The organism is Aggregicoccus sp. 17bor-14, from assembly GCF_009659535.1.
In the GTDB taxonomy this organism is placed as follows: domain Bacteria; phylum Myxococcota; class Myxococcia; order Myxococcales; family Myxococcaceae; genus Aggregicoccus.
The window spans coordinates 595,662-620,966 of record NZ_VJZZ01000001.1 but is presented as its reverse complement, the minus strand read 5'-3'; the positions used below and the strand labels follow the sequence as shown (position 1 = coordinate 620,966).

At 72.0% G+C, this 25,305-nt stretch carries 20 protein-coding genes; 11 read left to right on the top strand and 9 right to left on the bottom strand.

From position 1 onward, the window contains the following. Positions 1–58 precede the first annotated feature (58 nt). From FGE12_RS02750 to FGE12_RS02740, 3 genes are all read left to right on the top strand, one after another. Entirely contained in the window at positions 59–1,183 is a 1,125-nt protein-coding gene (locus tag FGE12_RS02750; protein ID WP_194797502.1) for a glycosyltransferase, read from the top strand. 175 nt (positions 1,184–1,358) lie between these two features. Continuing rightward, on the top strand, positions 1,359–2,750 hold the full coding sequence (locus tag FGE12_RS02745; RefSeq protein WP_194797501.1) for an undecaprenyl-phosphate glucose phosphotransferase: 1,392 nt from the start codon (positions 1,359–1,361) through the stop codon (positions 2,748–2,750). Positions 2,751–2,754: 4 nt separating this feature from the next. Continuing rightward, positions 2,755–3,219 (top strand): GNAT family N-acetyltransferase, encoded by a 465-nt coding sequence (locus tag FGE12_RS02740; RefSeq protein ID WP_153864596.1) that lies wholly within the window; start codon positions 2,755–2,757, stop codon positions 3,217–3,219. 91 nt (positions 3,220–3,310) lie between these two features. Here FGE12_RS02740 and FGE12_RS02735 read toward each other — a convergent pair whose 3' ends face one another. Both FGE12_RS02735 and FGE12_RS02730 read right to left on the bottom strand, forming a co-directional pair. Next, positions 3,311–4,723 carry a glycosyltransferase family 39 protein gene (locus tag FGE12_RS02735; RefSeq protein ID WP_153864595.1) on the bottom strand — a complete coding sequence of 471 codons (1,413 nt, stop codon included), beginning with the start codon at positions 4,721–4,723 and terminating at the stop codon, positions 3,311–3,313. A gap of 60 nt (positions 4,724–4,783) precedes the next feature. Beyond that, positions 4,784–7,564 (bottom strand): vitamin B12-dependent ribonucleotide reductase, encoded by a 2,781-nt coding sequence (locus FGE12_RS02730; protein WP_153864594.1) that lies wholly within the window; start codon positions 7,562–7,564, stop codon positions 4,784–4,786. A gap of 532 nt (positions 7,565–8,096) precedes the next feature. Between FGE12_RS02730 and FGE12_RS02725 the strand changes: the two genes are divergently transcribed. Continuing rightward, entirely contained in the window at positions 8,097–8,438 is a 342-nt protein-coding gene (locus FGE12_RS02725; RefSeq protein WP_153864593.1) for a ferredoxin, read from the top strand. 44 nt (positions 8,439–8,482) lie between these two features. Here the strand turns inward: FGE12_RS02725 and FGE12_RS02720 are convergent, their stop codons facing one another. Together FGE12_RS02720 and FGE12_RS02715 are read right to left on the bottom strand one after the other, a co-directional pair. Then, the gene (locus FGE12_RS02720; RefSeq protein ID WP_228530504.1) at positions 8,483–9,199 is read right to left on the bottom strand and encodes a Bax inhibitor-1/YccA family protein; all 717 of its coding nucleotides are present in this window, start codon (positions 9,197–9,199) and stop codon (positions 8,483–8,485) included. Between the two features lie 65 nt (positions 9,200–9,264). Further along, the gene (locus FGE12_RS02715) at positions 9,265–10,722 is read right to left on the bottom strand and encodes a hypothetical protein (RefSeq protein WP_153864856.1); all 1,458 of its coding nucleotides are present in this window, start codon (positions 10,720–10,722) and stop codon (positions 9,265–9,267) included. 237 nt (positions 10,723–10,959) lie between these two features. On the opposite strand from FGE12_RS02715, the gene FGE12_RS02710 reads away from it, so the two are divergent. The 3 genes from FGE12_RS02710 to FGE12_RS02700 all read left to right on the top strand — a co-directional run bounded on the left by FGE12_RS02710 (position 10,960) and on the right by FGE12_RS02700 (position 15,496). After that, positions 10,960–12,612 (top strand): thiamine pyrophosphate-binding protein, encoded by a 1,653-nt coding sequence (locus FGE12_RS02710; protein WP_153864592.1) that lies wholly within the window; start codon positions 10,960–10,962, stop codon positions 12,610–12,612. A gap of 390 nt (positions 12,613–13,002) precedes the next feature. After that, positions 13,003–14,925 carry a hypothetical protein gene (locus tag FGE12_RS02705; RefSeq protein ID WP_153864591.1) on the top strand — a complete coding sequence of 641 codons (1,923 nt, stop codon included), beginning with the start codon at positions 13,003–13,005 and terminating at the stop codon, positions 14,923–14,925. A 22-nt stretch (positions 14,926–14,947) separates the two neighbouring features. After that, positions 14,948–15,496, top strand: coding sequence for an isochorismatase family protein (locus tag FGE12_RS02700; RefSeq protein WP_153864590.1), 549 nt, complete (start codon positions 14,948–14,950; stop codon positions 15,494–15,496). Here FGE12_RS02700 and FGE12_RS02695 read toward each other — a convergent pair whose 3' ends face one another. The 5 genes from FGE12_RS02695 to FGE12_RS02675 all read right to left on the bottom strand — a co-directional run bounded on the left by FGE12_RS02695 (position 15,497) and on the right by FGE12_RS02675 (position 19,981). Further along, positions 15,497–16,369 carry a metal ABC transporter permease gene (locus FGE12_RS02695; protein ID WP_194797500.1) on the bottom strand — a complete coding sequence of 291 codons (873 nt, stop codon included), beginning with the start codon at positions 16,367–16,369 and terminating at the stop codon, positions 15,497–15,499. Further along, positions 16,350–17,135, bottom strand: coding sequence for a metal ABC transporter ATP-binding protein (locus tag FGE12_RS02690; protein WP_153864589.1), 786 nt, complete (start codon positions 17,133–17,135; stop codon positions 16,350–16,352). The genes FGE12_RS02695 and FGE12_RS02690 overlap by 20 nt, the downstream gene beginning before the upstream one ends. Positions 17,136–17,138: 3 nt before the next feature. Next, on the bottom strand, positions 17,139–18,059 hold the full coding sequence (locus FGE12_RS02685) for a metal ABC transporter substrate-binding protein (protein WP_153864588.1): 921 nt from the start codon (positions 18,057–18,059) through the stop codon (positions 17,139–17,141). Positions 18,060–18,082: 23 nt separating this feature from the next. After that, positions 18,083–19,441 carry a zinc-regulated TonB-dependent outer membrane receptor gene (locus FGE12_RS02680; protein ID WP_370458863.1) on the bottom strand — a complete coding sequence of 453 codons (1,359 nt, stop codon included), beginning with the start codon at positions 19,439–19,441 and terminating at the stop codon, positions 18,083–18,085. A 111-nt stretch (positions 19,442–19,552) separates the two neighbouring features. Next, positions 19,553–19,981: a hypothetical protein gene (locus FGE12_RS02675; RefSeq protein WP_153864587.1), complete on the bottom strand. Its 429-nt coding sequence runs from the start codon at positions 19,979–19,981 to the stop codon at positions 19,553–19,555. Positions 19,982–20,172: 191 nt separating this feature from the next. Between FGE12_RS02675 and folE the strand changes: the two genes are divergently transcribed. The 4 genes from folE (at position 20,173) to FGE12_RS02655 (ending at position 25,244) form a co-directional block, all read left to right on the top strand. Beyond that, entirely contained in the window at positions 20,173–20,730 is a 558-nt protein-coding gene (folE, locus tag FGE12_RS02670) for a GTP cyclohydrolase I (protein WP_255449798.1), read from the top strand. Next, positions 20,727–22,133, top strand: a complete 1,407-nt coding sequence (locus FGE12_RS02665) for an FAD-binding oxidoreductase (protein ID WP_370458862.1) — start codon at positions 20,727–20,729, stop codon at positions 22,131–22,133. The genes folE and FGE12_RS02665 overlap by 4 nt, the downstream gene beginning before the upstream one ends. Positions 22,134–22,345: 212 nt before the next feature. Continuing rightward, positions 22,346–23,095: an RNA polymerase sigma factor RpoD/SigA gene (locus FGE12_RS02660; RefSeq protein WP_153864585.1), complete on the top strand. Its 750-nt coding sequence runs from the start codon at positions 22,346–22,348 to the stop codon at positions 23,093–23,095. 283 nt (positions 23,096–23,378) lie between these two features. Further along, positions 23,379–25,244, top strand: coding sequence for a long-chain fatty acid--CoA ligase (locus FGE12_RS02655; protein ID WP_153864584.1), 1,866 nt, complete (start codon positions 23,379–23,381; stop codon positions 25,242–25,244). Positions 25,245–25,305 lie beyond the last annotated feature (61 nt).

Sequence of the window (25,305 nt, the reverse complement as noted above, 5' to 3'; positions counted from 1 at the left end):
GACGGCGCGTGGCATCTCGTGTGGCATCTTCAGGGCCTGGTGCTACAAGGCGCGCCCCGTGAAGGTCGCCCTCGTCCACGACTGGCTCGTCACCAACCGCGGCGGCGAGCGCGTGCTCGATGCGCTCTGCGAGCTGTTCCCCACCGCGGACCTGTACACCCTGGTCTACAAGAAGGGCAGCGTGTCGCCGCGCATCGAGGACCGGCGCATCCACACCTCGTTCCTTCAGCACATCCCGGGCATCCAGCAGCGCTACCGCCACTTCCTGCCGCTGTTCCCCCGCGCCATCGAGTCCTTCCGGCTCGAGGGCTACGACCTGGTGCTCTCCTCGAGTCACTGCGTGGCCAAGGGCATCCGCGTGCCCGAGGGCGCGCGCCACCTCGCCTACGTGCACGCGCCCATGCGCTACATGTGGGATCTCTTCGACGACTACTTCGGCCCGGGCCGCGCCTCGCTGCCCGTGCGCACCGCAGCGCGCGCGGTGCGCCCCTGGCTGCAGGCATGGGATCGCACGAGCAGCAGCAGCGCGCGCGTGGACCGCATCCTCGCCAACAGCCACCACATCGCCGCCAAGATCCGCCGCTTCTGGGACCGCGACGCGGCCGTCGTCCACCCGCCGGTGGAGCTCTCGCGCTTCTGCGCCGCGCCGCTCGAGGGCACCGGCCAGGGCGGCTACTTCCTCTGGCTCGGCGCCTTCGCGCCCTACAAGCGGCTGGACGTGGCGCTCGAGGCCTTCGCGCAGCTGGGCGCGCCGCTGTGGGTGGTGGGCACCGGCCAGGAGGCCGCGCGCCTCACCTCGGGACCGCTGCCCGCGAACATCCGCTTCCTCGGGCCCGTGCCGGACGCGCAGCTGCCCTCGCTGTACCGGGACGCGCGCGCGCTCGTCTTCACCGCCGAGGAGGACTTCGGCCTCACCCCGCTCGAGGCGCAGGCCACCGGCCGGCCCGTGATTGCGCTGGGGCGGGGTGGGGCGCTGGAGACGGTGACCGCAGAGACCGGCCTCTTCTTCGCCGAGCAGACCCCCGCCTCGCTCGCCCAGGCGGTGCGCGCCTTCGACGCCTGGGAGGCAGGCTTCCAGCCGGCCCACGCCCGCAGGCAGGCGGAGCGCTTCTCCGTGGCCGCGTTCCAGGCGGCCGTGCAGCGCCACGTCGACGCGCTGCTCTCGGAGCCGCGCACGCCCTGACAGGGCTGTCAGGGCAGCCCTCAGCCTCCCGTGGCTGAACCCCCTCCAGCCGGGGAGGTTGGCTGGATTTGCGTGATTTGGCGTGGTACATCGCGCGCGCTGCAGAGGGCTCTGGCAGGTTCGGCTCTTGCAGGTCCGGGCGTGGCCCTTCGCCGCGCCCACAGGAGCATCAGGCGTGTTCAGTCGGTTCCAGCGCTTCTACACGTCCGTCAAGATCGCCACCGACGTGGTGGTGCTCGCATTCGCCTTCGCGCTCGCGTTCCTCACCCGCTTCTCGGGGCTGCTGCCCTACGAGACGCTGCCCACCTGGCAGGACACGCTGGTGTCGCTCGCCATGGTGCTGGTCATCTTCCCGGTGACCTTCAACAAGGCGCGCCTCTACGTCACCAACCGGGTGCGCACGAACATCGGCGAGGTGTTCGAGGTCTTCAAGGCCACCATCACCGCGGCCCTCATCCTGGTCGCGCTGACCTACTTCACGCGGGATCGCTACAGCCGCCTCACGCTCGCGCTCTTCGTGGGCTACGCCTTCGTGGGCGTGTCGGTGACGCGGCTCCTGTTCCGCCAGGCGCTCGCCGAGGTGCGCCGCCGCGGCTACAACCTGAAGACCATCCTGGTGGTCGGCGCGGGGGACCTGGGCGAGCGCGTTATCCGCACGGTGGAGAGCCACCGCGAGCTGGGCTTCCGCGTCACCGGCGTGCTCGGCCAGCGCGCCGAGCAGGTCGGGGGCCAGCTCGCCGGCGTCCCGGTGGTGGCCACGGCAGACGCGGTGGACGAGGTGCTGGACCGCCAGCCGGTGGACCAGGTGGTCATCGCGCTGCCCATCGAGGACCAGTCCCTGGTGAAGCGGCTGATGGAGCAGCTGGCGCTGCGCACCGTGGACGTGAAGGTGGTGCCGGACCTCTACCAGTACATCACGCTGTGCGGCGGGCTCGAGGAGTTCGGCGGGCTGCCCATCATCAACCTGCAGAGCGCGCCGCTGGACGGCTGGAACCTCGTCGCCAAGCGCGCCTTCGACGTCCTCTTCTCGCTGCTCGCGCTGCTGCTCGCCGCGCCCGTGATGGCGGTGACGGCGCTGCTGGTGAAGCTCACCAGCGCAGGCCCCGTGCTCTACAAGCAGGAGCGGATGGGGCTGGACGGGCGCACCTTCCACATCCTCAAGTTCCGCACCATGCGCGTGGACGCCGAGCTCGCGGGCGCCGCCATGGCCCGGAAGGACGACCCGCGCCGCACGCCCATCGGGACCTTCCTGCGCCGCACCTCCATCGACGAGCTGCCCCAGCTGCTCAACGTGCTGGTGGGGGACATGAGCCTCGTGGGCCCGCGCCCCGAGCGCCCCGTGTTCATCGAGGAGTTCAAGCGGCAGATCCCGCGCTACCACCTGCGCCACAAGGTGAAGGCGGGCATCACCGGCTGGGCCCAGGTGAACGGGCTGCGCGGCCAGACGTCCATCCAGAAGCGCATCGAGTACGACCTGTACTACATCGAGAACTGGTCGCTGATGATGGACCTGAAGATCCTCACCCGCACCGCGCTGGGCGGCTTCCTCTCGAAGAACGCGTACTAGCGCGATGCGCTCCGCGCCCTACGAGCAGCGCCGCGGCGAGTTCCTGGTGAGCACGGAGCGGGCGCTGCTGGATGTGCCCTTGATCCACGCGTTCCTCACGCACACCTACTGGTCTCCGGGCGTGCCGTTGGAGACGGTGCAGCGCGCGATCGAGCACTCACTCTGCTTCGGGCTCTACCGGACGGAGGAGGGGCGGCCGGCGCGCCAGGTGGGCTTCGCCCGGGTGGTCACGGACTGCGCCACCTTCGGCTACCTCGCGGACGTGTTCGTGGACGAGGGCTTGCGTGGCCAGGGCCTCGGCCAGTGGCTGATGGAGGTGCTCTTCGCGCACCCGCAGCTGCAGGGCTTCCGGCGCTTCATGCTCGCCACGCGCGATGCGCACGGCCTCTACGCGAAGCACGGCTTCACGCCGCTCTCCGCGCCGGATCGCTTCATGGAGCGCTGGGACCCGGACGTGTACCGCCGCTGAGGCCTTTTCCTGACGGCGAGTGAGCGCAGCCGTCCCCTCTCCCCCTGGGAGAGGGAAAGGGTGAGGGAAGTGCGTCCTTCCCGCGCATCCCTCATCGCTGCACGAGCCGCCACCCACGTGCTTCTGCGATCAACGTCCACTCCGCCGCCACTGGCAGCTCCGCGCGCACCAGCGCAAGCCGCGGCTCTTCAACCCCCGTGGGCAGCGGCTCGGAGATGGACCCCACGGGCCACGGCACCAGCCGCCGCTCCGCCGCGAGCGTGGAGAGCATGTCCCAGTCAGGCTTCTCGCTCACCACGAGGAGCGCCGTCCCCGCGGGCACGCGGTCGAACGCCCCGGAGAGCTCCCGGGACACGACGCATGGCGCGCTCATCAGCACACTGCGAAGCCCCGCGAGTGAGGCCCCCGCGGCGAGCACGAAGAGCAGCCCGAGCCCCAACACCGCGCGGCGTGCGCGCTGAGGCGCCGCGAGCGCCCGCTCGAGCCACGGACCCACGCCCGCGCCCGCGAGCATCGCGAGCAGCGGGAAGGCGACGAGCGCGTGGTACCAGAGCTTGCGGCGCGGCAGGCACAGCGCCGCGAGCGCGAGCACCACGGCGAGCAGCAGCACGCGCGCCCCGCCCCGCGCCTCCGTGCGCCCCGCCTCCAGGCGCTGCGCGAGCGCGCGCGGCCGTCCCAGCGCCACCACGCCTCCGGCGAGCGCCAGAGGCAGCCCGGGCCAGAAGCGCGAGACGGCGGTGCGAAAGGGCATGAGGGGCCCGCCGCGCCCATCCGTGCGCAGCCCCGCCGCCGAGGCGAGCAGCTGCTGGCGCCCGTAGCCCTCCCGCCACTCGGGGCTGAGCAGCAGGAAGAGCAGGGTGGGCAGGGACGCGAGCACCCCCACCGCCGCGCCCACGAGCAGAGGTCGCCAGCGCCGCTCCACGAGCGCCCGCGCGAGCACCGCGGCCGCGAAGGGCACCAGCCCGAAAGGGCCCTTCACCGCGACGGCGCCCGCGGCGCACAGCCCCGCGAGGCCCCAGCCGCGAGCGCGCGGAACACCCAGGAGCGGAGGCAGGGCAGCCGCCGTCGCGAGCAGCACCAGCGGCGCATCCAGGAAGGGCTGCCCCGCGCGCAGGAACACGTTGTCGCAGAGCGCGAGCGAGAGCATCGCCGCCACGCCGCCCCAGGGCCCTGCGAGCTGCGCAGCGCCGCGGCGCACCAGCAGCAGCGTCCCCGTCCACATCAGCAGCGCGAGCGGTGGGAGCGCCGCCTCACCGAAGGCGCGCGCCGCGAGCGCGTAGGGCCAGAGGCCGAAGGGCAGGTGCTCGTAGAAGCGCGGGTAGACGCCGGGCAGGTAGCGCAGCTGCAGCCATGTTCCGTCCTCGAGCAGGTGGCGCACCAGCACGCGGTACAGCTGCGCGTCGCCGAAGTCCGAGTGGCGCACCCAGGTGCAGGCCGCGAGCGCGAGGAAGGTCCCCAGCGCGAACACACCGGCGAGTCGTGAGTCAGGAGGGGAGGGGCGCATGCGCGCCGCGCACCATACTGCTGCGCGGGGCCGTGAGGGCACGGCCCCGCGCAGGGAGACTCAGCTGCAGCCGCTGGTGGCGCCGCAGTTGCTGCACTTGTAGCAGGCACCGCTCCTCACCATGATCGCGCCGCAGGTGTGGCAGGGCGGCGCGTCCGCCTGGTTGAGGTAGGTGTCGCGCGAGCTCAGCGTGGGCAGCGCGAGCACCGGGGCGCTGGGCTCGGCGCGGGGCGCGGGCGCCGCGGACTGGATCTCGACCTCCGCCTCTGTCTCCTTCTCGCTCGGCAGGAACTTCAGCGCGAGCCAGCGGAAGAGGTAGTCCGTGATGGACTTGGCGATGGGGATGTCGCGGTTGCCGGTGAAGCCGCTGGGCTCGAAGCGGGTGTGGCTGAACTTGTCGACCAGCACCTTGAGCGGCACGCCGTACTGCAGCGCGAGCGAGATGCTGGTGGCGAAGCTGTCCATGAGCCCGCTCACCACCGAGCCCTCCTTCGCCATCACGCAGAAGACCTCGCCGGGCGTGCCGTCCTCGTACATGCCCACCGTGACGTAGCCCTCGTGGCCGCCGATGGAGAACTTGTGCGTGATGGACTGGCGCTCGTCCGGCAGGCGCCGGCGCACCGCCTTGGGGTCCACTGCCACGGCCGGAGCGGGCGCAGCGGGCTTCGCGGCGGCCGCGTCCTTCTGCTTGTCCGAGGACGTGTTGAGCGGCTGCGTGCGCTTGCAGCCGTCGCGGTACACGGCCACCGCCTTGAGCCCCAGCTTCCAGGACTCGAGGTACGCCTTCTCGATGTCCTCCACCGTGGCGTTCGACGGCATGTTCACCGTCTTGGAGATGGCGCCGGAGAGGAAGGGCTGGGTGGCGCCCATCATCTGGATGTGGCCCATCCAGTGGATGCTGCGCGCGCCCTTGGCGGGCTTGAAGGCGCAGTCGAACACCGGGAGGTGCTCGGGCTTGAGGTGGGGCGCGCCCTCGATGGTGTCGTTCTTGTCCAGGTAGCTGACGATGTCCTGCACCTGGGTCTGCGGGTAGCCGAGCTTCTCGAGCGCCTGCGGCACCGTCTGGTTGACGATCTTGAGCATGCCGCCGCCCACCAGCTTCTTGTACTTGATGAGCGCGATGTCCGGCTCGATGCCGGTGGTGTCGCAGTCCATCATGAAGCCGATGGTCCCGGTGGGGGCGAGCACCGTCACCTGCGAGTTGCGGAAGCCGTGCTCCGAGCCCTGCGCGAGCGCCTCGTCCCAGGCCTGCTTCTGCGCGGCGAAGAGGGCCGCGTCCACGCCGTCCGGCTTCACGTTGTAGGCGGCCTTGCGGTGCTTGCGGATCACGCCGAGGAAGGGCTCGGCGTTCTTCGCGTAGCCGCTGAAGGCCCCCATGCGCTCGGCGATGCGCGCGCTCATCGCGTACGCCTCACCGCACATGAGCGAGGTGATGGCGGCCGCGTAGTTGCGCCCGGCGTCCGAGTCGTAGGGCAGGCCGCTCGCCATGAGCAGCGCGCCGAGGTTCGCGTAGCCGAGGCCCAGCGGGCGGAAGGCGTGGCTGTTCTCGGTGATCTTCTCCGTGGGGTACTTGGAGAAGCCGACGATGATCTCCTGCGCGAGCAGCGTCACGTCCACCGCGTGCTTGAAGGCGGTCACGTCGAACTCGCCGTCCACGCCGCGGAAGTGCATCAGGTTCAGCGACGCCAGGTTGCAGGCCGAGTCGTCGAGGAACATGTACTCGGAGCAGGGATTGGACGCGTTGATGCGAGCGGTGTTCGGGCAGGTGTGCCAGCTGTTCACCGTGGTGTCGAACTGCATGCCCGGGTCGCCGCACAGGTGCGCCGCCTCGGCGATCTCGCGGAACAGCTCGCGCGCCCGGTGGCTGTCCATCACCTGGCCGTCCTTCACGCTGCGCGTCTGCCAGGCGCCGTCGTTCACCACCGCCTTCATGAACTCGTCGGTCACGCGCACCGAGTTGTTCGAGTTCTGGAAGAAGACGCTGGAGTAGGCCTCGCCGTTGAAAGAGGGGTCGTAGCCCGCCTCGATCAGCGCCCACGCCTTCTTCTCCTCGTTCGCCTTGCAGCGGATGAACTCGAGGATGTCCGGGTGCTCGGCGTTGAGGATGACCATCTTCGCCGCGCGGCGCGTCTTGCCGCCGCTCTTGATCACGCCCGCGAAGGCGTCGAAGCCCTTCATGAAGGACACCGGGCCGCTCGCGGTGCCGCCGCCGGCGAGCAGCTCCTTGCTCGAGCGCAGGCTGGAGAGGTTGCTGCCCGTGCCCGAGCCGTACTTGAAGAGCATGCCCTCGGTGTGCGCGAGCTTCAGGATGGAGGACATGGAGTCCTCCACCGAGTTGATGAAGCACGCGGAGCACTGCGGGTGCTCCTCCACGCCCACGTTGAACCAGACGGGGGAGTTGAAGGCCACCTTCTGGCGCAGCAGCAGGTGCGTCAGCTCGGCGTGGAAGGTCTGGCGGTCCGTGTCGCTCGCGAAGTAGCCGCCCTCCTGGCCCCAGCGGGTGAGCGTGTCCACCACGCGCGCCACCAGCTTGCGCACGCTGCTCTCGCGCTCCGGGGTGCCCGGCGTGCCGCGGAAGTACTTCGAGGCCACCACGTTGGTGGCGAGCATCGACCAGCTCTTGGGCACCTCGATGTTCGTCTGCTCGAACACCGCCTTCCCGTCCTCACCCTTGATGCCGGCCGAGCGCAGCTCCCACGCGAGCTCGTCCGCGGGGTCCACGCCCGGGGTCGTGAAGAAGCGCTCGACCTTCAGTCCGCCCGGCCCCGCCGCCCGGGCGCGCTTCGCGCCCTTGCGATCCTTGGCCGTCCCCGCCGCCTTCGGCGCCAGATCCTTCTCCATGACCGTCCTCCGATTCACTGAGAGTGTGACTGCGAATTTTGCGCTGCCTCAAGCTGCCGGGATCGCTCGCGCCCCCGCGCGATCAATCCGTGACGTCGTCGTGTCGGTTTCGTCGCTCGGCTGGCGCACGGGAGTGCTGCCGGTCGGCCGCTGGCATGGCTGCCACCCGGCCGCTCCCTGATGCCGCAGGCGTCGGAGTCGTCAAGAAAGCCGCCCCCCAGATCTGGGGCCCATCCGTTGGATGCGCACCCATGGGTTGAGTTATCCAACGCTGAGCCGTCCGAGCCGTGCAGAGGTGGACCCTCCGCTCGGTGGGTGGGGAGGCAGGCTTTCTAGATCCGCTCTGTTCGGCAATCAACCCTACGTGGCGCGAAAAGCCAGCGCGTGACGAGTCATGTAGGGTCATGGGGAGCAACTCCCGGGTGATCACTGCTGGATGTTTGCTGGAAGTGTGTGCACGGAGGGGCAGGTGATCCAGTCCCCCCTGGATCACCGGGGCAAACCGGGCCGCGCTGCGTTACAGGAGGGGGCCATGGCTCCTCCCTTTGCCCGCCACGTCTTCGTCTGCACCAACCGCCGCCCGGAGGGGAACCCCAAGGGCTGCTGCGCCTCCAAGGGCGGCGAGGAGGTGCGCGCGCTGTTCAAGGAGGAGCTCTCCAAGCGCGGCCTCAAGGGCACCATGCGCGCGAACGCCGCCGGCTGCCTCGACACCTGCGCCTACGGCGTCTCGGTGGTCGTCTACCCCGAGGGCACCTGGTACGGCGGCGTCACTCCGGCGGACGTGCCCACCATCATCGAGGAGCACCTCGTGGGCGGCCGCCCCGTGGAGCGGCTGCTCATGCCCCTCAAGAAGAAGGAGGCGGGGACTCCGTAGAGTCCGCCGCCTCCTCGCGTGCTGCCCGGTGTGCTGCGCCTTCGCTAGCGGCGGCGCCCCAGCAGGCGCAGCAGCGAGAGGAACAGGTTCACGAAGTCGAGGTAGAGCTCCAGCGCGCCCACGGTGCTCACCGCGCCCGAGCTGCTGTAGCCGCTGTCCGCGTGCAGCGCCTTGAGCTTCTGCGTGTCGTACGCGGTCAGGCCCGCGAACACGAGCACGCCCGCGCAGGCGCCCACGAAGCTCAGGCCCTCGCTCTTGATGAAGATGTTCGCGATCCCCGCGAGCACGATGCCCACCAGGCCCATCATCAGGAAGGTGCCCCAGGTGCTCAGGTCCTTCTTCGTCACGTTCGCGTAGACGCTCATCGCGAGGAAGGTGGCCGAGCTGATGAGGAAGACCTGGCCGATGGAGCCCAGCTGGTAGACGAGGAAGATGAAGGACATCGTCAGGCCGGTGAGGGCCGAGTAGCCGAGGAACACCGCCTCGGCGACGCCGCCGGAGAGCCGGCGCGCGAGCCCGCTGAACAGCAGCACGGTGCCGATCTGCGCGGCGAAGATGCCCCAGCGCCACTCGAGCACGAAGCGCAGCATCGAGGCGTTGCTCGCGGTGTACAGGGCGACGAGGCCGGTGAGCGCGAGCCCCATGAACATCTGGCGGTACACGCGGGCCATGAAGGCGCGCTGCGACTCCTGGATGAGGATGCGGTCCACGCTGTCCGCCTGCGCGGCGCCGGGGAACTCGGGGGAGGGGGAGTAGCTCATGGAGGGTTCGGGTCCTTTCGACAGGTACGTGCGGAGGATTCTAACCGGCCCGGGCGCCCCGCGCTCTACAGCGCCTTCCAGGCGGTGAGCAGCTTCTGGGCGACCTCGGCGGTGAGCAGGGGGAGCACGCCGCCGCCGCCCACGATGTTCACGATCTCGGACGAGGAGCCGCGGCACACGCCGCCCCACGCGGGCTGCCGCTCGAGCCCCACCGAGGCGTACGAGGAGTAGTCCACGTACAGGTCCAGGGGGGTGTTGCCCTGCTCGCCGCACAGCAGGTGCGGCTCGGGGTGGGTGTCCACGATCTCCTGCACCACGAAGCCGCCGCCGGCGCGGTCCTCGGCCGCGCGCTCGCACAGCTGGGCCCACGAGAGGTGCTCGCCGTAGGCCGCGCGCACGCGCTCCTCGTACGAGGCCACGCCCACCGAGCGCCCGAGGAACACCGTGCGCCCGCCGTAGTCCCACGCGCGCTTGAGCACGTAGCGCGCCGGGTCCGCGGCCACGTGGGCCACCAGGTCCGCCACGCGCTCGCCGCCGGGCCCTCGCGCAGGGCCGCGCTCGAAGGGGCGGGTCCAGGGCACCGAGCCGCGGATGGCCTCGAGCTCCTCGGGCGAGAGCCCCGCTCCTTCCGCGAGCGCCCCGTCCTCGAGCGCCTTGGAGAGCAGCGCGAAGGTGGTCTTCACCTCCACCTGGGAAGCGGGCGGGTTGAGCAGCACGCAGCGGCGCCCGGGCACCTCGGCGAAGAGCCCCTTCACGTATGCGTTCGGCGTCTCCTCGAGCCGGCGCACGAAGAGGTGGCGGTAGACGAGCTGGTAGGTCTTGCCGCGCGCGCGCACCGCGTCGTCACCCGAGAGCTCGTCGGGGTGCACCACGTCCGCGTCCGCCCCGAACTCGCGGAAGCGCTCGGCGAGGTAGCGCTGCTCGGTGATCTGCGCGTCGTTGCGGCGGCACAGGAGCGCGATCGTCTCCGGGTGCGCGCCGTTGCGCTCGGCGGCGTACCCGTCGATGAGCGCGCGGTAGAGGGCGAGCGCGTTGCTGCCGTTGGCCGCGATGAGCGCGGGCAGGGCGCGCTCGGGGTAGCGGAAGTGGCGCCCCACCACCTCGAGGAAGGTGCGCGCCGCGATGTCCGAGTAGCCCTGCATCGCCGGGATGGTGGCGTTGACCTCGAGCGCGCGCGGGCCGCTTGCGTCTACGAAGAAGTCCACGCGCGTGGTGGCGAGCCGGGTGAGCGCGGGCCAGGTACCCTCCACGAGCCGGCGCTCCAGCGGACTCATCGCGCCTAGCAGCCGCTCGGACAGGGCGCCGCCGAGCATCGCGCGGGTCATCTTCACCGTCGCGGTCGCGAGGTGCCGTGACAGCTCGGCGCGGCGGCGGATCTCCGCGGCCTCGAGGATGACGGGCGTCGCGGTGACGGGGATCGCGCGCGTGCTGCCGTCCTTCTGCGTCACCGCGAGCCCGCGCGCGTGGGCCGTGCGCGCCAGCTCGGGGCCGAAGTGGCGCGCCTGGCGCCGCAGCACATCCATCAGTTCGTTCGCGACACTCTGGCTCACGGTCCGCAGGTCCTCGGGTAACGGAAGAAGGCGCGCCCCGGAGGGGGCCCGGGCCGCGCGCCGCCCGTCTTCTCGCACTCCGGGCGCCCGGGTGCCAGCCCGGATCGGCCAGTCAACGCCGCCCCCCACGCCCTGCTGGCAGGCCCGCCCCGGAGGTGGGAGGGTCCCTCCCAGGGGCGCTCCCACCGTGAGGGCCTCCGGGGGCACGCCATGGCGATGGTCAGCGGTGGGCAGCTCGTCGCGCGGATGCTGAAGGCAGAGGGCGTCCGGCACATCTTCACCCTCTCGGGCCTGCACGTGGCCCCCATCTACGCCGGCTGCGTGGAGGAGGGCATCCAGGTCATCGACACCCGGCACGAGCAGGCGGCCGCGCACGCGGCGGACGCCTACGCGCGCATCACCCGCGGGGTGGGGGTGGCGGTGGTGACGGCCGGGCCCGGCGTCACCGACGCGCTCACCGGGGTGGCCAACGCCCACGCGGCAAGCTCCCCGCTTCTCCTGCTCGGGGGAGCCGCGCCCATCTTCAACCAGAGCCGCGGCTCGCTGCAGGAGATGGAGCAGGTGGACCTCTTCCACCGCATCTCCAAGTGGTCGGACCGCGTGCCCACCCCGGAGCTCGTGCCCGCGTACCTCGCCAAGGCCTTCCGGGTGGCGCTCTCCGGGCGCCCGGGCCCCGTGTTCCTCGAGCTCGCCTGGGACGTGCTCTGCAACGCGGTGGACGAGGAGAGCACGCCCCTGCCGCGCCGCTACCGCACGGACGCGCGCCTGCCGCCGGACCCGCGCAAGGTGGACGAGGCGATGGCGCTGCTCGCCGCGGCCGAGCGCCCCGCCGTCATCGCCGGCTCCTCGGTGTACTGGGACGAGGCCTGGGAGCCGCTGCGCGCCTTCTGCGAGCGCGCCCAGCTGCCCGTGTTCCTCAACGGCGCGGGGCGCGGCTGCATGCCGCCGGACCATCCGCTCTTCTTCCAGCACACGCGCAAGGAGGCGCTGAGCGGCGCGGACCTCGTCTTCGTCATCGGCACGCCCTTCGACTTCCGCCTCAACTACGGCGCCGAGCCCACCTTCGGCGCGGCCTCGCGCATCGTGCAGGTGGACGTGGACCCGGTGGAGGTGGGGCGCAACCGCGCCGTGGACGTGGGCATCGTGGCCGACAGCCGCAGCGCGCTGGAGGCCTTCGCGCGCGCCGCTCCCGCCACCTCGCGCGAGCCCTTCCTCGCCGCCTTGCGCCAGAGCGAGCGCAAGCGTGCGCAGGCGCTCGAGGAGTGGACCCGCAGCGACAGCGTGCCCATCCACCACTACCGGCTCGCGCGCGAGCTCTCGGTCGTCGCGAATGCGGCCGGGCAGGACCCGGTGTTCGTCGCGGACGGCGGCAACTGGGTGGCCATGGCGGCGAAGGTCATCGAGCTCAGGCGCCCGGGGCGCTGGCTGGACCCGGGGCCCCTGGGCTGCCTCGGGGTGGGCGCCCCCTTTGCCATCGCGAGCAAGGTGCTGCACCCGGAGCGCACCTGCTGGGTGGTGCAGGGCGATGGCTCCTTCGGCCTCAACGGCATGGACTTCGACACGGCGCTGCGCTTCATGCTCCCGATGGTCTGCGTGGTGGGCAACGACGCAGCCTGGGGGCAGATCCGCATCCCGCAGGTGGGCATGTTCGGCGAGGAGAAGTCCCCCGGGACCCTGCTCGCACCCACCCGCTACGATCGCGTGGTGGAGGCGCTGGGCGGCCACGGCGAGCACGTGACCGAGCCTGCGCAGATCCGCCCGGCGCTCGAGCGCGCGCTCGCCAGCGGCACCGTGGCCTGCGTCAACGTGGCGCTGGACCCGGAGGCCCCCGTGAAGGCCGGCGCCATGGGCTACGCCGTCTAGGGCGGCCCTGCTTGCGCTCGGGGGGAGGGTCGTCTATAGGCCGCGCCGCACGCGGGGCGCAGGGCCGGACCGCGTGCCCGACGCTGCTGCGGCACGCCGGTATGTCAGTGGCCGTTGTGCCGTTCCGGGCGTCCTGGGAGCGAGCCTGCGTGCCCCTGGACTCTCACGGGGGGTTGGATCTGGGGCAGGTGCGACTCCTGTGCAGCACGGAGCTCCCAGGTCACAATGCCATGCGCATGACATCTCCCCAGCTCTGGGCCGCTCCGTCGGAAACAGCGGCGCCTCGCCCCTCGTTGTGCGCAGTGGAGGCCCGAGGGGCGGCGTGCGGTGTGGGGGGCCCCCTGGCCGACGGGCTTTCCCGTCCTTTCTCGACTGTGCGAGGCTGACCCCATGTTCGGGCCCTATTTCCCACCAGAGCCAGGTCTGTTCCTGGACGGGGCGTGGCCGGGTGCGCCCGCGACGGAGCTCCCGGTCCCCCCGCTGCGCGAGGGCATCGGCACGGCGCACCTCGCGGTGAGCACCGGCAGCGCCGAGGCGCAGCGCTACTTCGACCAGGGGCTGAACCTGCTGCACGCCTCGGAGCTGCCCGAGGCGCGGCGCGCCTTCGCCCACGCCGCGCGGCTGGACCCGCGGCTGGCCATGGCGCACTGGGGCCTCGCGCTCGCGCTGGGGCCGGGCCGCCGCCACGCGGCCGCCAAGGCCGAGGCGCTGAGCCACGCGCGCGCAGCGAGCGAGCACGCGAGCGACCTGGAGCAGCGCTTCATCGTCGCCGCCACCCACCTCGTCGACAAGGGCCCCTACAACGGGCGCAACGGCTTCGTGCGCGAGCTGGAGGCGCTCATCGAGTTCTACCCGGTCCAGGACGCCGAGGCGCGGCTCTTCCTCGCCGGCTTCCTGCTGGACGGCTACGAGCTGGACGGGCGCCCCGGCCTCGGCCAGCCCTACGCCCAGGCGCTGCTGCGCGAGCTGCTGCGCACGCACCCCGAGCACGTGGGCGTGCACCACGCCTGGGTGCATGCGGTGCTGGAGGGCCGCCGTCCGGAGCTCGCGCTCGAGAGCGCACGCAAGCTCGTGCAGCTCGCGCCCGGCTCGGGCCGCGTCCTGCAGTCCGCGGGAAGGCTGCTGCTGCGCGCCGGGGCCCACGCCGAGGCGGCGGAGGCGCTGCGCGCCGCGCTCGCCGCGGACGACGCGCTGCTCGCCCGCGAGGGGCTCTCCCCCCGCGCCGCCCCCGCCGCCTTCGACACCCTGCGCCTGCTGGTGCAGGCCTGCTCGGACGCGGGGGCCTACCGCGAGGCGCAGGCCTGGGGCGCCCGGCTGCGCGCGCGCGTGGAGGCGGCCGGCATGGACGCGGCTGGCTCCGTCTTCGTCGCCGGCACCCTGTCGGCGCTGCACCTGCGCTTCGGCTTCCTCAAGGCCGCGGCGGACGTGCCGCTCGCGGTGGACGACGAGGCGCCGCTCGCCGCCCGCGGCTTCCGCGACGGGCTGCGCGCGTACACCCACGGGCTGCTCGCGCTCGAGGCCGGGCGCAGCGAGGAGGCGCAGCGCTGCCGCGCCACGCTCGAGGCGCTGCACCCCACGCTCTCGGATGCGCCCAAGTCCGAGGAGGGGCTGTGCCCGCGCGACGTGGGCCGCGTGACGGACCTGGCCGGCGTGGAGCTGGAGGCGGCGATCGAGCTGCGCCGCGGCGACCTCGGCCGTGCGGAGGCCTGCGCGGTGCACGCGCTGCGCCGCGAGCGGCGGCTGCGGCGCGCCGAGCCCGCGGCCTTCTCGCGGCCCGCGCTCGAGGTGCTCACGCGCACGGCGCTGCGCGGGGCGCGCTGGGCGAAGGCGCGCGAGACGGCCGAGGCGCTGGTGCAGGAGCGCCCGGGCTGTGGCCACGCGCGCTTCCTCCTCGCGGACGTGCTCGCGCGCTCCGGCGCCGCGGACGAGGCCGCCGAGGCCTTCTCGGCCTTCCTCGCGCTCTGGGCTCATGCGGACGAGCCGCTGCCCGAGCTGCAGCGCGCGCGCGGCTTCCTCGAGGCGCGGGCCTCGGGCCGCGTGGCGGCCCCCGCGGTGACGCCGGCGCCGGTGACGCCGGCGCCGGTGACGCCAGCGCCGGTCACTCCGGCGATGGCACGCCCGCCCGTGCGCCCGTCCGTGGATGGGATGCCCATGAAGGCGGCGGTGACGGGGATGCGGCTCTCCCCGGCGGCGCTGCGGGGCAAGGCCGGGGCGGATGGCACGCCTGCGCCCGCTCCCGCGGACAGCGCGCCCGCGGACGCGCCAACGGACGCCAAGCCGCCCCGGCGCCGTGCCCGCGGCAGCACCCACTGAGCACTCGCGTCCAGGAGCCCCGATGTCCGTGCAGCGACTGCAGGTGGACCAGGCCGCGCTCCTCGTGGTGGACGTGCAGGAGCGGCTGTGCGCCGCGATGGAGCGCGACGCGCTGGACCGGCTCCTCGCCCGCACCGCCGCGGCGGTCGAGGGTGCGCGCGCGCTGGGCCTGCCGGTGCTCGTCACCGAGCAGTACCCCAAGGGCCTGGGGCCCACGCACTCGCTGCTGAAGCTGCGGCTCGGGGCCTTCACGCCGGTGGAGAAGCTGGACTTCAGCGCCGCGGTGCCGGACGTGCTGGGGGCGCTGGGGGCGCGCAAGCAGGTGCTCATCGCCGGGATGGAGACGCACGTGTGCGTCTTCCAGACGGCGCGCGCCCTGGCGGACGCGGGCTACGCGCCCCACCTGCTGGTGGACGCGGTCCTCTCGCGCACCGCGGAGGACCGCCAGGTGGGGCTCGAGCTGTGCCGCGAGGCGGGCGCGCGCCTGAGCACGGTGGAGGCGGCGCTCTTCGACCTGCTCGGTCGCGCCGGCTCCCCCGAGTTCAAGCGCGTGTCGGCCGCCGTGAAGTAGCTAGCGCGGCGCCCCCCTCAGTCCGGTGAGCGCGCGCACGCCCAGCGCGAGCAGCACCAGCGCGCCTGCGAACACCGTCTGCGAGCCACCGACCGGGAACTCGAAGAAGTAGGCGAAGAAGTAGCCGCCCACGCCCGCGAGCGCGCCGGCCAGGGTGGCCACCGCGAAGGTCCAGGGCAGGCGCAGGTCCAGCACCAGCGCCGCCACGGCCGAGAGCGTGGAGAAGGCGAAGACGGGCAGGGCGCCCAGCGCCTTCGCGGACACGCCCACCGTGATGCCGATGGAAATCATCAGCACCGCGTCCAGCATCCGCACGGGAAGGCCCTGCACCGCGGCGCCCGTGCGATCGAAGGACGAGAAGGTGAGGGCGCGAAACCACCACAGGTGCACGAGCAGCGTCACCACCGCCACGCACGCGACCATCACCAGGTCCACCCGGTCCACCACCACGCCGGTGCCGAAGAGGATGTTCTCGATGTCGTGCGCCTCCTGCGAGATGCGGTCGCCCACCAGCACGGCGGCGCCGCCGGCGAGCGCGTACGCGAGCCCCAGCAGGCTCTCGCGGCTGAGCCGCAGCCGCGCGGGGTCCATCATCAAGAGCAGCGTGGCGAGCAGGGAGAGCAGCGCCGCGCCCACCACGGGGTGCACGTGCATCCCCAGGTGGATCTCCGCGAAGAACGCGAGCGCCACGCCGAGGCCCGCGGACTGGGTCACCGCGGCGCTGACGAACACCATGCGCCGCAGCACCACGTAGACGCTGAGGAAGCCGAGCACCGCACCGGCCACCAGCGCGCAGAGGATGGCGTCGTGGAAGAGCTCGTACGCCTCGAGGAAGCGCCCGAGCGTGGGGGCGTCAGTGAGAGCCAGGGCCACGGTGGGTTCCCGAGTTGAGGTGGTTGCAGTAGTCGTCGCCGTACTGGCGGATGAAGGCCTCGTGGCAGAACACGGTGCGCGCGTCGCCCACCAGCACGGTGGGCCCCACGCGGTCCATGAACAGAACGGTGTCGGCGTACTCGCTCGCCACGCGCAGCTGGTGGCTCACCACCACCACCCCGATGCGGTGCCCGCGTGCAAGCCCGCTCAGGCGCTCCATCGTCTCGCGCTCGGCCACCGCGTCCATCGCGGCGGTGGGCTCGTCCAGCAGCACCAGCTCCGCCTCGGTGGCCAGCACGCGCGCGAGCAGGATGCGCTGCTTCTGTCCCTCGGACAGCTCGCGGTAGGGCCGGTGCGCGAAGGCGGTCGCCCCCGCGGTGGCGATCGCGCGCTCGGTGGCGGCGCGGTCCGCGCGCGTGGCGAAGGGGCGCAGGAAGCCCCAGCCGTTGAGGCGGCCCCACAGCACCACCTCCTGCGCGCGCAGGGGCAGCAGGCTGTCGATGGCCGAGGTCTGCGGCACGTACGCGCTGCGCAGGCCCGGCCCCTTCACCACCGCGCCGGACACCGGCGCCTGCATGCCCAGCAGCGTCTTGAACCAGGTGCTCTTGCCGCTGCCGTTGCGGCCCACCACCACCACGAAGGAGCCGCGGTTCACGTGCAGGTCGAACGCGGGCAGCAGCGCCTTGCCGTGGTAGCCCACCACCAGCCGCTCACAGGAGATGAGCGGCGTCTCCTCGAGCGGGGCCTGTGCTTCGGTGCTCAGCATGGGCTAGGTCCCCTTTCCCTGCAGGCCCTGCTCGAGCCGCTTCACCAGCTCCTCGATGCGCTGCACGTAGGTCTGTCCGCTGCGGAAGTCGGTGCCGCCCGGCAACACCACCAGCGGCGCGGGGATCTTCGTGGCGACCAGGCGCGAGGTGTTCGTGGGGTAGTACTCCTCCTGCACCAGCATCCGCGCCTTGCGCGAGCGCGCGAGCCCCAGCACCTCGGCCACGTGCGAGGGGTTGGGCGGGATGCCGGGCTTGGGCTCGAGGAAGGCCACCGTGTCGAAGCCCACCCAGTCCGCGAGGTAGGGGAGGCTCTTGTGGAAGGCGACGATCGGCGCGCCCTTGAGCGGGGCGAGCCGCTGCTCCCAGCCCTTGCGCGCCGCCTCGAGCTCCTGCGTGAAGCGCGCGAGGTTCGCCTGGAAGGCCTGCGCGTTCTTCGGGTCCAGCTGGCTCATGCGCGCCGCGATGCCGCGCGCCACCGGCACGGCCGCGCGCGGATCGTAGAGGTAGTGCGGGTTGCCGCCGGGGTGCACGTCCCCGTGGCTGCGGTCCTGCGGCACCGGCGGCACCTCGAGCAGCTTCACGAACTGCGAGCAGTCCAGGAAGCCCGTGCCACCGCTGAGGATCTTCTCGTTGCGCGCGCCGGTCTGCAGCGCCGGGAGCCAGCCCACCTCCAGCTGCAGCCCCACCGCGAGCAGCAGGTCCGCCTTGTTGAGATCCAACATCAGGCTGGGGCGCGCGTCCACGAAGTGCGGGTCCTGCGTGGAGACCGCGAGGCTCTGCACCGAGACCTTGTCACCGCCCACCGCCTTGGCGAGCGCGGCGAGGTCCGGCACCGTCGCCACCACCTTCAGGTCGGCGCGCGCAGGGAGGGAGAGGAGGCACAGCAGGGAGGCCAGGAAGGCCGGAAGAGAGAGGGACTTCATGAGGAGTCTCCAGGGCAAAGGGGTCAGAAGGTGTGGGCGCCGTGCGCGCCCACCACCACTTCGAAGGCGAGGAAGAGGGAGTAGTCGGGCGAGTCGCGCCAACCGGCGCGGTCGGTCGCGCCCTGCAGGCGCAGGCGCGAGAACTCGGTGGGGTAGTAGGTGACGTTGGTGGAGATGCGCTGACGCAGCTTCGTCCACTCGGGATCCAGCGGGTCCTCGACGACCTGGCCCGCCGCGTTCTTCGCCGCGGTGCCCAGCTCGTAGCGTCCCGCCACCGCCCAGCGCCGGTTGAAGTGCCAGGCCAGCTGCGAGTAGCCGTCGTAGTCGTGCAGCGAGTCGCCGACGAGGTCGCGGTGGCGGTAGAGCAGCTCGGTCTGCCAGGTGACCGTGGTCTGGTTACCCTGGGTCGTCGGGCGGTAGCGCAGGTAGAGATCCGTGCCGTACACCTGCGTGCGCGTGTGCGAGGCCACCGGGTTCGCCTCGGTGGGGTCACCCGCGGGGTTCGGGCCGTTCGCAGCGGAGAGGCCCCAGAGCAGCGAGAGATCGTCGCTCAGGGAGAAGAACTGCTTCACCGCGCCGGTGAACTGGAAGTCGTCGAAGCGCTGCACCGGGTGGTCCGCATCCCCGAGGAAGCTGCGCGCGGAGCCCTCGCCGTGCGCGTCCGTCACCGAGCCCACCACCTCGAGGTACCAGGGCAGGGGGCTGAGCCAGGACGCCTCGATGCCCAGGCCGCGGTTGCCTTCGCCGCCGAAGACGCGGCCGATGGCGAAGGGCTGGTCCACGAACTCCCAGGCGTGCGGGTGCGTCGCGTTGAGCCGACCGAACTTGGTGAGGAACTGGCCTGCGCGCACCTGGAGATTGGCAGGCAGCGCGAGCGTGGTCGCGTACGCCTCCTCGATCTCCACGCCGTCCTGGTGGAAGACGATGTTGGAGTCGAAGCGGAAGTAGGGGTCCACCACGCTGCCGACGGAGAGCTCCAGCTGCTGCAGGTTGAAGCCGCGCTGCGAGGGATCGTGGTCTCCCGTCTGCAGCGGCGCATCGCTGGTGAACGCCGCGCCGGCCACATCGAGGATGAGGCTGATGTCCAGCCCGTGGATGCCCACGCTCGGTGGCGCCTGGGTGCCTGCACTCTCGGGCTGCTGCTGCGACGGCTGCTGCTGCGCCCCTGGCGCGTCGCCGCTCTTGGCGTCCGCGCCGAGCGCCTGGTTGATCTCCGCCTGCTCCTCGGGGCTCAGGGGGGCCGGCTCACCCTGCGGCGGCGGCTCCTGCCCGGGGGGGGTGGCCTCTGCGGGAGGCGCCTGCTGCGGCGCGGGGCTCTGCTCGGGAGGTGACTGCTGGGCCTGGGCCCACGCCGGGACACTGCAGCACAACGCTGCGACCACGCCGGCGCACCGGCACGTCTGACTGAACACGGAAGGAGCTCCTCGGACACCGGACGCCGCCCGCCACGCGGGTGCGCCCGACTCAAGACCACTGCGACTCGACGACGCGCGCTACGCGCGTGCCGGAGGCGAGGCCTTGGGAGCGGTGTCGAGGGCCGAGAGGGGCGGGGCGGGGACGGTGCGCGGCGCAACGCCCGACGAGGAGAGAAGCGAGGGGCCGAGCACCCGCTCCACGCGGGCGCCCAGCACGGCGAGGTGCCGCGCCCCGCAGCCGGGCACGCTGCAGGCCTCGTGCAGGCGCGGCGCGGTGTCCAGCGCGGCCGGCGGGGCCTGGGTGAGCTGTGCCACCGCCTCGGCCGCGGGCGTCCACGCCGCCTGCGCAGGCCCAAAGCGCTGACCCTCCTCGAAGGTCTGGTGCGTGGCGCAGTAGAGGTGGGTGTGGTCCCCGTAGTGCACCCAGGTGGCCACCGGCTCCACGGCCCAGAGCGCCAGCAGCAGCAGCGCTGCGGTACGTCCGAGGCGGGGCAGGAGGGCGCGCATGGGTGGGGTAGGGCGAGTAGACGTAGCGACGGCGCCGGGGGCGTGTCAAGCGAAGGACGTGGCGAGCGTCTGCCCCATTCACCCGGTGCGCGCGCTCGCGCGCAGGGCGCGCTATGCATGGGGCCGTGACCGCCTCCCGCTCCCGCCGCTCCGCTGCGCGCCCCGCGCCTACCCGCCCCGACACTGCCGCCATGGCGCGCGCCGTGGAGGACTTCCTGCGCGCCGCGGGCCTGCCGATGCAGGACCCGAACCTCGCCGAGACCCCCACCCGCGTCGCCCAAGCCTGGGCGAGTGAATTCCTGGACGGCTACGCGCAGACGCCGGAGGAGGCGCTGGGGGAGAGCTTCCCCGCGCCCCCGGGCTCCGCGGGCGAGATGGTGGTGGTGAGCGACCTGCGCTTCCAGTCCATGTGTCCGCACCACCTGCTGCCCTTCGAGGGGCGCGCGCACGTGGCCTACGTGCCGGCCAAGCGCGTGGTGGGCTTCGGGCGCCTCTCCGCGCTCGTGGACTGCTTCGCGCACCGCCTCATCCTGCAGGAGGACCTCGCGCGCGAGGTGGCCGGCTCGCTCGCGCGCGTGCTGGGCAGCCCCTCCACCGCGTGCATCATCGAGGCGAAGCAGGCCTGCCTGCGCATCCGCGGAGACCTGCAGCGCGACGCCACCACCCACGCCGAGGCCTACGAGGGCGCGCTGCGCAAGGACGGCCCGCTGCGGCGCGAGCTGTGGGCGCGGCTCGGAGCGCGGCGGTGAGCAAGGTGGACCCGGCACGGCTCGTCGAGCTGCGGCGCACGCTCGTGGGGGTGCTCTCGCCCGGACAGGTGCGCGACGACGCCGAGGTGCGCCAGGCCTTCGCGAAGGACGAGTCGGACAGCGGTGAGTTCCCGCCGGATCTCGTCGTGTTCCCGGAGACGGCCGACCAGGTCTCGGCGGTGTTTCGCGCCTGTCAGGCGTCGGGCGTGCCCTTCACTCCGGTGGGCGCGCGCAGCGGCAAGAGCGGCGGCTGCCTCGCGCTGCACGGCGGGGTGTCGGTGAGCCTCGAGCGCATGAAGCGCATCCTGCGCATCTCGCCCGAGGATCTCACCGCGGTGGTGGAGCCGGGCGTGGTGACGGGCGACCTGATGAAGGCCGTGGAGGCGCAAGGGCTCTTCTACCCGCCCGACCCCAACTCCTGGGAGTGGTGCACGCTGGGCGGCAACGTGGCCGAGAACGCCGGGGGCCCGCGCGCGCTGAAGTACGGCGTCACGCGCGACTACGTCATCGGGCTGGAGTGGGTGCTGCCGGACGGCGAGCGCGTGCGCGTGGGCCGGCAGACCATCAAGGGCGTGGCGGGCTACGACCTGGTGGGGCTCTTCGTCGGCTCCGAGGGCACGCTGGGGGTGGCCACCGAGATCACCCTGCAGCTCATCCCGCTCCCGCGGCACGTGAAGACGGCGCTCGTGGTGTTCGACTCGGTGCTCGCGGCCGCGCGCGCGGTGTCCGCGGTGCTCGCCGCGGGCATCCTCCCGCGCACGCTGGAGCTCATCGACGAGGTGGCGCTGCGCGCGGTGGACGGGCGCGGCTTCGACTTCCCGAAGGGCGCGGGCTCCTCGCTCATCGTCGAGGTGGACGGCAGCGTGGAGGAGGGGCTCTACGCGGAGCTCGCCCAGCTCGCGGAGCTCTGCGAGGGCCTGGGCGCCCAGCAGGTGCTGGTGGCGCAGGACGAGTCGCAGCGCGAGCGGCTGTGGGGCGCTCGGCGCGCCATCTCGCCCGCGCTGCGCACGCTGGCGCGGGCGAAGGTCTCCGAGGACATCGTGGTGCCGCGCTCGCGCATCCCGGAGTTCATCGAGCGCTACAAGGCCATGGGCGCGGAGCTGGGCCTCACCGTGGCCAGCTACGGCCACGCGGGCGACGGCAACCTGCACGCCAACATCCTCTACGACGGTCCGCACGAGCGCGCGAAGGTGGAGCAGGCGATCGAGCGCATGCTGCGCCTCACCGTGGAGCTGGGGGGCACCATCACCGGCGAGCACGGCGTGGGCTACGCGAAGCGGGGCTACCTCGCGCTCGAGCAGTCCGAGCCGCTGCTGCGCCTGCAGGCTCGGCTCAAGGGCGTGCTGGACCCGAGCGGGCTGCTCAATCCCGGCAAGATCTTTCCGCCTTCCGCGGTTGGATAGGGCTGAAGTCGCAGGGCGCGCCCGGCCTCCCGCAGGCCGGCTCGGCACGGTGCGGCCCCGATCGTCTTGTGACACGGGTAAGGCGGTCGAATGGGGCATTCGAACGGAATGCGAAACCACTCCGCTCGTTAGGCGTCCTAGTCATGGCAGGGCGCGCCGCACCGATATGTCGGACGCGTCCGCTACGACTGAGGAAAGGGAGGACGCGTTTCATGGCATCCACGACAAAGTACGCGGCAGAGGGTCTGTCGCACTACCTGCGTCACCTCGGGGGCCGCCCGCAGCTGACGCGTGAGCAGGAGTACGATCTGGCGCGCCGCGCTCGCAAGGGCGAGGAGGCGGCCCGGCAGATCCTGGCCCAGTCCAACCTGGCCTTCGTGGTCGCGGTGGCGAAGAAGTTCGCCAATCGCGGCGCGCGGTTGGACGACCTCATCCAGGAGGGCAACGTCGGCCTGATGAAGGCCATCGAGCACTTCGATCCGAAGAAGAACGTGCGCTTCGCCACCTACGCCGTGTGGTGGATCCGCGCGTACATCACGCGCTACCTCAAGGACAACCGCAGCCAGGTGCGCGGCGGCGAGGCCGAGCGCGGCAGCATGAGCGACTTCTCGCTCGACGCCTCCATCGACGAGGACGGCGAGACCACGTTCCTCGACCGGCTCGAGGACAACGGCCCCTCGCCCCAGGACACGTACCTGGTGCGCGAGCAGAACACCGAGGTCCAGGAGGCGCTCGCCAAGGTGCGCAAGCGCATCGGCGACCTCGGCTGGGACATCCTCCAAGAGCGTCTCACGCAGGACAAGCCGCGCACGCTCGAGGAGCTGGGCCAGCGCTGGGGCGTCTCGCGCGAGCGCGTGCGCCAGGTGGAGCTGAAGACGAAGCACTTCCTCCAGCGCTACCTGGAGGCCTTCAACCAGGACGAGGAGAGCGGTCTGGAGCTGGCGTCGTCCGACGCCGCTTGAGGGACGCAGCCCGAGCGCTGCGCCCGCGCCTCTCCCCTTCCTCACTCCGTCCTCAGTCCTCTGCGGCACATCCCGGCACCCGGGGTGTGCCGCTTCATTTTTCTGCGCCAGAAGGACTGTTGCTGGCGCCGAATAGCGCGTGCTAGATCCGTCATAGACACCTGATTTCCCTGGCAGTTTGCCGCAGGGAGGGCAGGTTGGGCGCATGGGGACGCCGTCGGACGGGCACGCACCCCTCCGGCAGGCCTTCCTTCGAGCAGGCGGGGATCGAGGAGGAGCGCACATGAGGGCAGAGAGTCAGCTGAGCGCCCAGGCGAACAGCCGCGGGGCGCAGAACGTGGTGGAGCTGCTGCTCGAGCGCGCCGCCAGCGCGAGCACGCCGGGGGCGACCCACAAGGTCGGCGGGCGCTGGGAGGACGTCTCCTGGGCGCGCATCCTCGAGGACGTGAAGGCCGTGTCCGCGGGCCTGGTGCAGCTGGGCGTGAAGCCCGGAGACCGCGTCGCCATCTTCGCGAACACGAGCCTGCAGTGGCTGGTGTGCGACCTCGCGGTGTCCGCGGCGCAGGGCATCACCGTGCCCATCTACGCCTCGAACACCCCGGACGAGGTGCGCTACATCCTCAACGACTCCGGCGCGACCGTGCTCTTCGTGGACAACGACGAGCGCGACGCGAAGCAGGCGGGCCGCATCAGCCGCGTGCGCCAGCGCCTCGGCGAGTGCCCGGCGGTGCAGCGCGTGGTGCTCTTCGAGGGCGCGCTGCAGGGGAGCCAGGAGCTCGCGCTCGCGGACCTGGTGCAGCAGGGCGCCGCCGCGCACGCCGCGAGCCCGGGCGCCTTCGAGCAGCGCGTGGGGTCGGTGAAGTCGGACGACCCCTGCTGCTTCCTCTACACCTCGGGCACCACCGGTGACCCCAAGGGCGTCATCCTCACCCACGGCAACTGGACCTACGAGGCGCAGGGCGCGAAGGCCATCGGCCTGATGACCGCCACCGACTCGGTGATGCTCTTCCTGCCGCTCGCGCACTCCTTCGCGCAGGTGGTGAAGGCGGCGTGGCTCAGCCTCGGCTACCGGCTGATCTTCGCGGAGTCGGTGGACAAGCTGCTCGCGAACCTCGCCGAGACGCGCCCCACGGTGCTGCCCTCGGTGCCGCGCGTCTTCGAGAAGGTCTACAACAAGGTGCTCAGCGACGGCACCAGCCAGGCCGGCCTCAAGGGCAAGCTCGCGCGCTGGGCCTTCCGCCTCTTCGACGAGTACGTGGAGGCGCGCACCCAGGGCCGCGAGTACGCGAACCTGGGCTGGACGCTCGCGCAGAAGCTCGTCTTCCACGGGAAGATCCGCCCCGCGCTCGAGCAGAAGCTGGGCGGCCAGATGCGCGTGTTCGTCTCGGGCGGCGCGCCGCTCTCGCGCAAGATCGCCTACTTCTTCGACCTGCTCGGCTTCAAGGTGCTCGAGGGCTACGGCCTCACCGAGACGGCCGCCGGCACGACGGTGAACCGCATCGACCGCATCAAGATCGGCACCGTGGGCGCGCCCTTCCCGGGCACCGAGATCAAGATCGCCCCGGATGGCGAGATCCTCATCCGCGGCCCCGGCGTGATGAAGGGCTACTACAAGAAGCCGGAGGCCAGCGCCGAGGCGCTCGAGGCGGACGGCTGGTTCCACACCGGTGACATCGGCGAGCTGGATGCGGAGAACTTCCTGCGCATCACGGACCGCAAGAAGGACATCATCGTCACGGCCGGCGGCAAGAACGTGGCGCCGCAGAACCTCGAGAACACGCTCAAGACCTTCCCGCTCGTCTCGCAGGCGATGGTGGTGGGCGACAAGCGCAAGTACCTCGTCGTCCTCATCACCGTGAACGAGGAGGTCGCGCGCAAGCTGCTCGCGGACAAGGGCGTGAGCGTGCCGGCCTCCTACGCCGAGGTGGCCAAGCACCCCGAGGTGCAGGCCGCGGTGCAGGACGTGCTCAACCGCGTCAACGCGGAGCAGCCGCCCTACAACACCCTCAAGCGCTTCGCGGTGATGGAGGCGGACTTCAGCCAGGAGTCCGGCGAGATCACCCCGACCCTGAAGGTGAAGCGCAAGTTCTGCTCGCAGAAGTACGCGAAGACGATCGACGCGCTCTACGACAACGAGCGGGTGGAGTAGGGCGCACAGCACGAAGCCCGGGTCCCGCCGTTGAGCGGGGGCCCGGGCCTCGGGTGCTTCG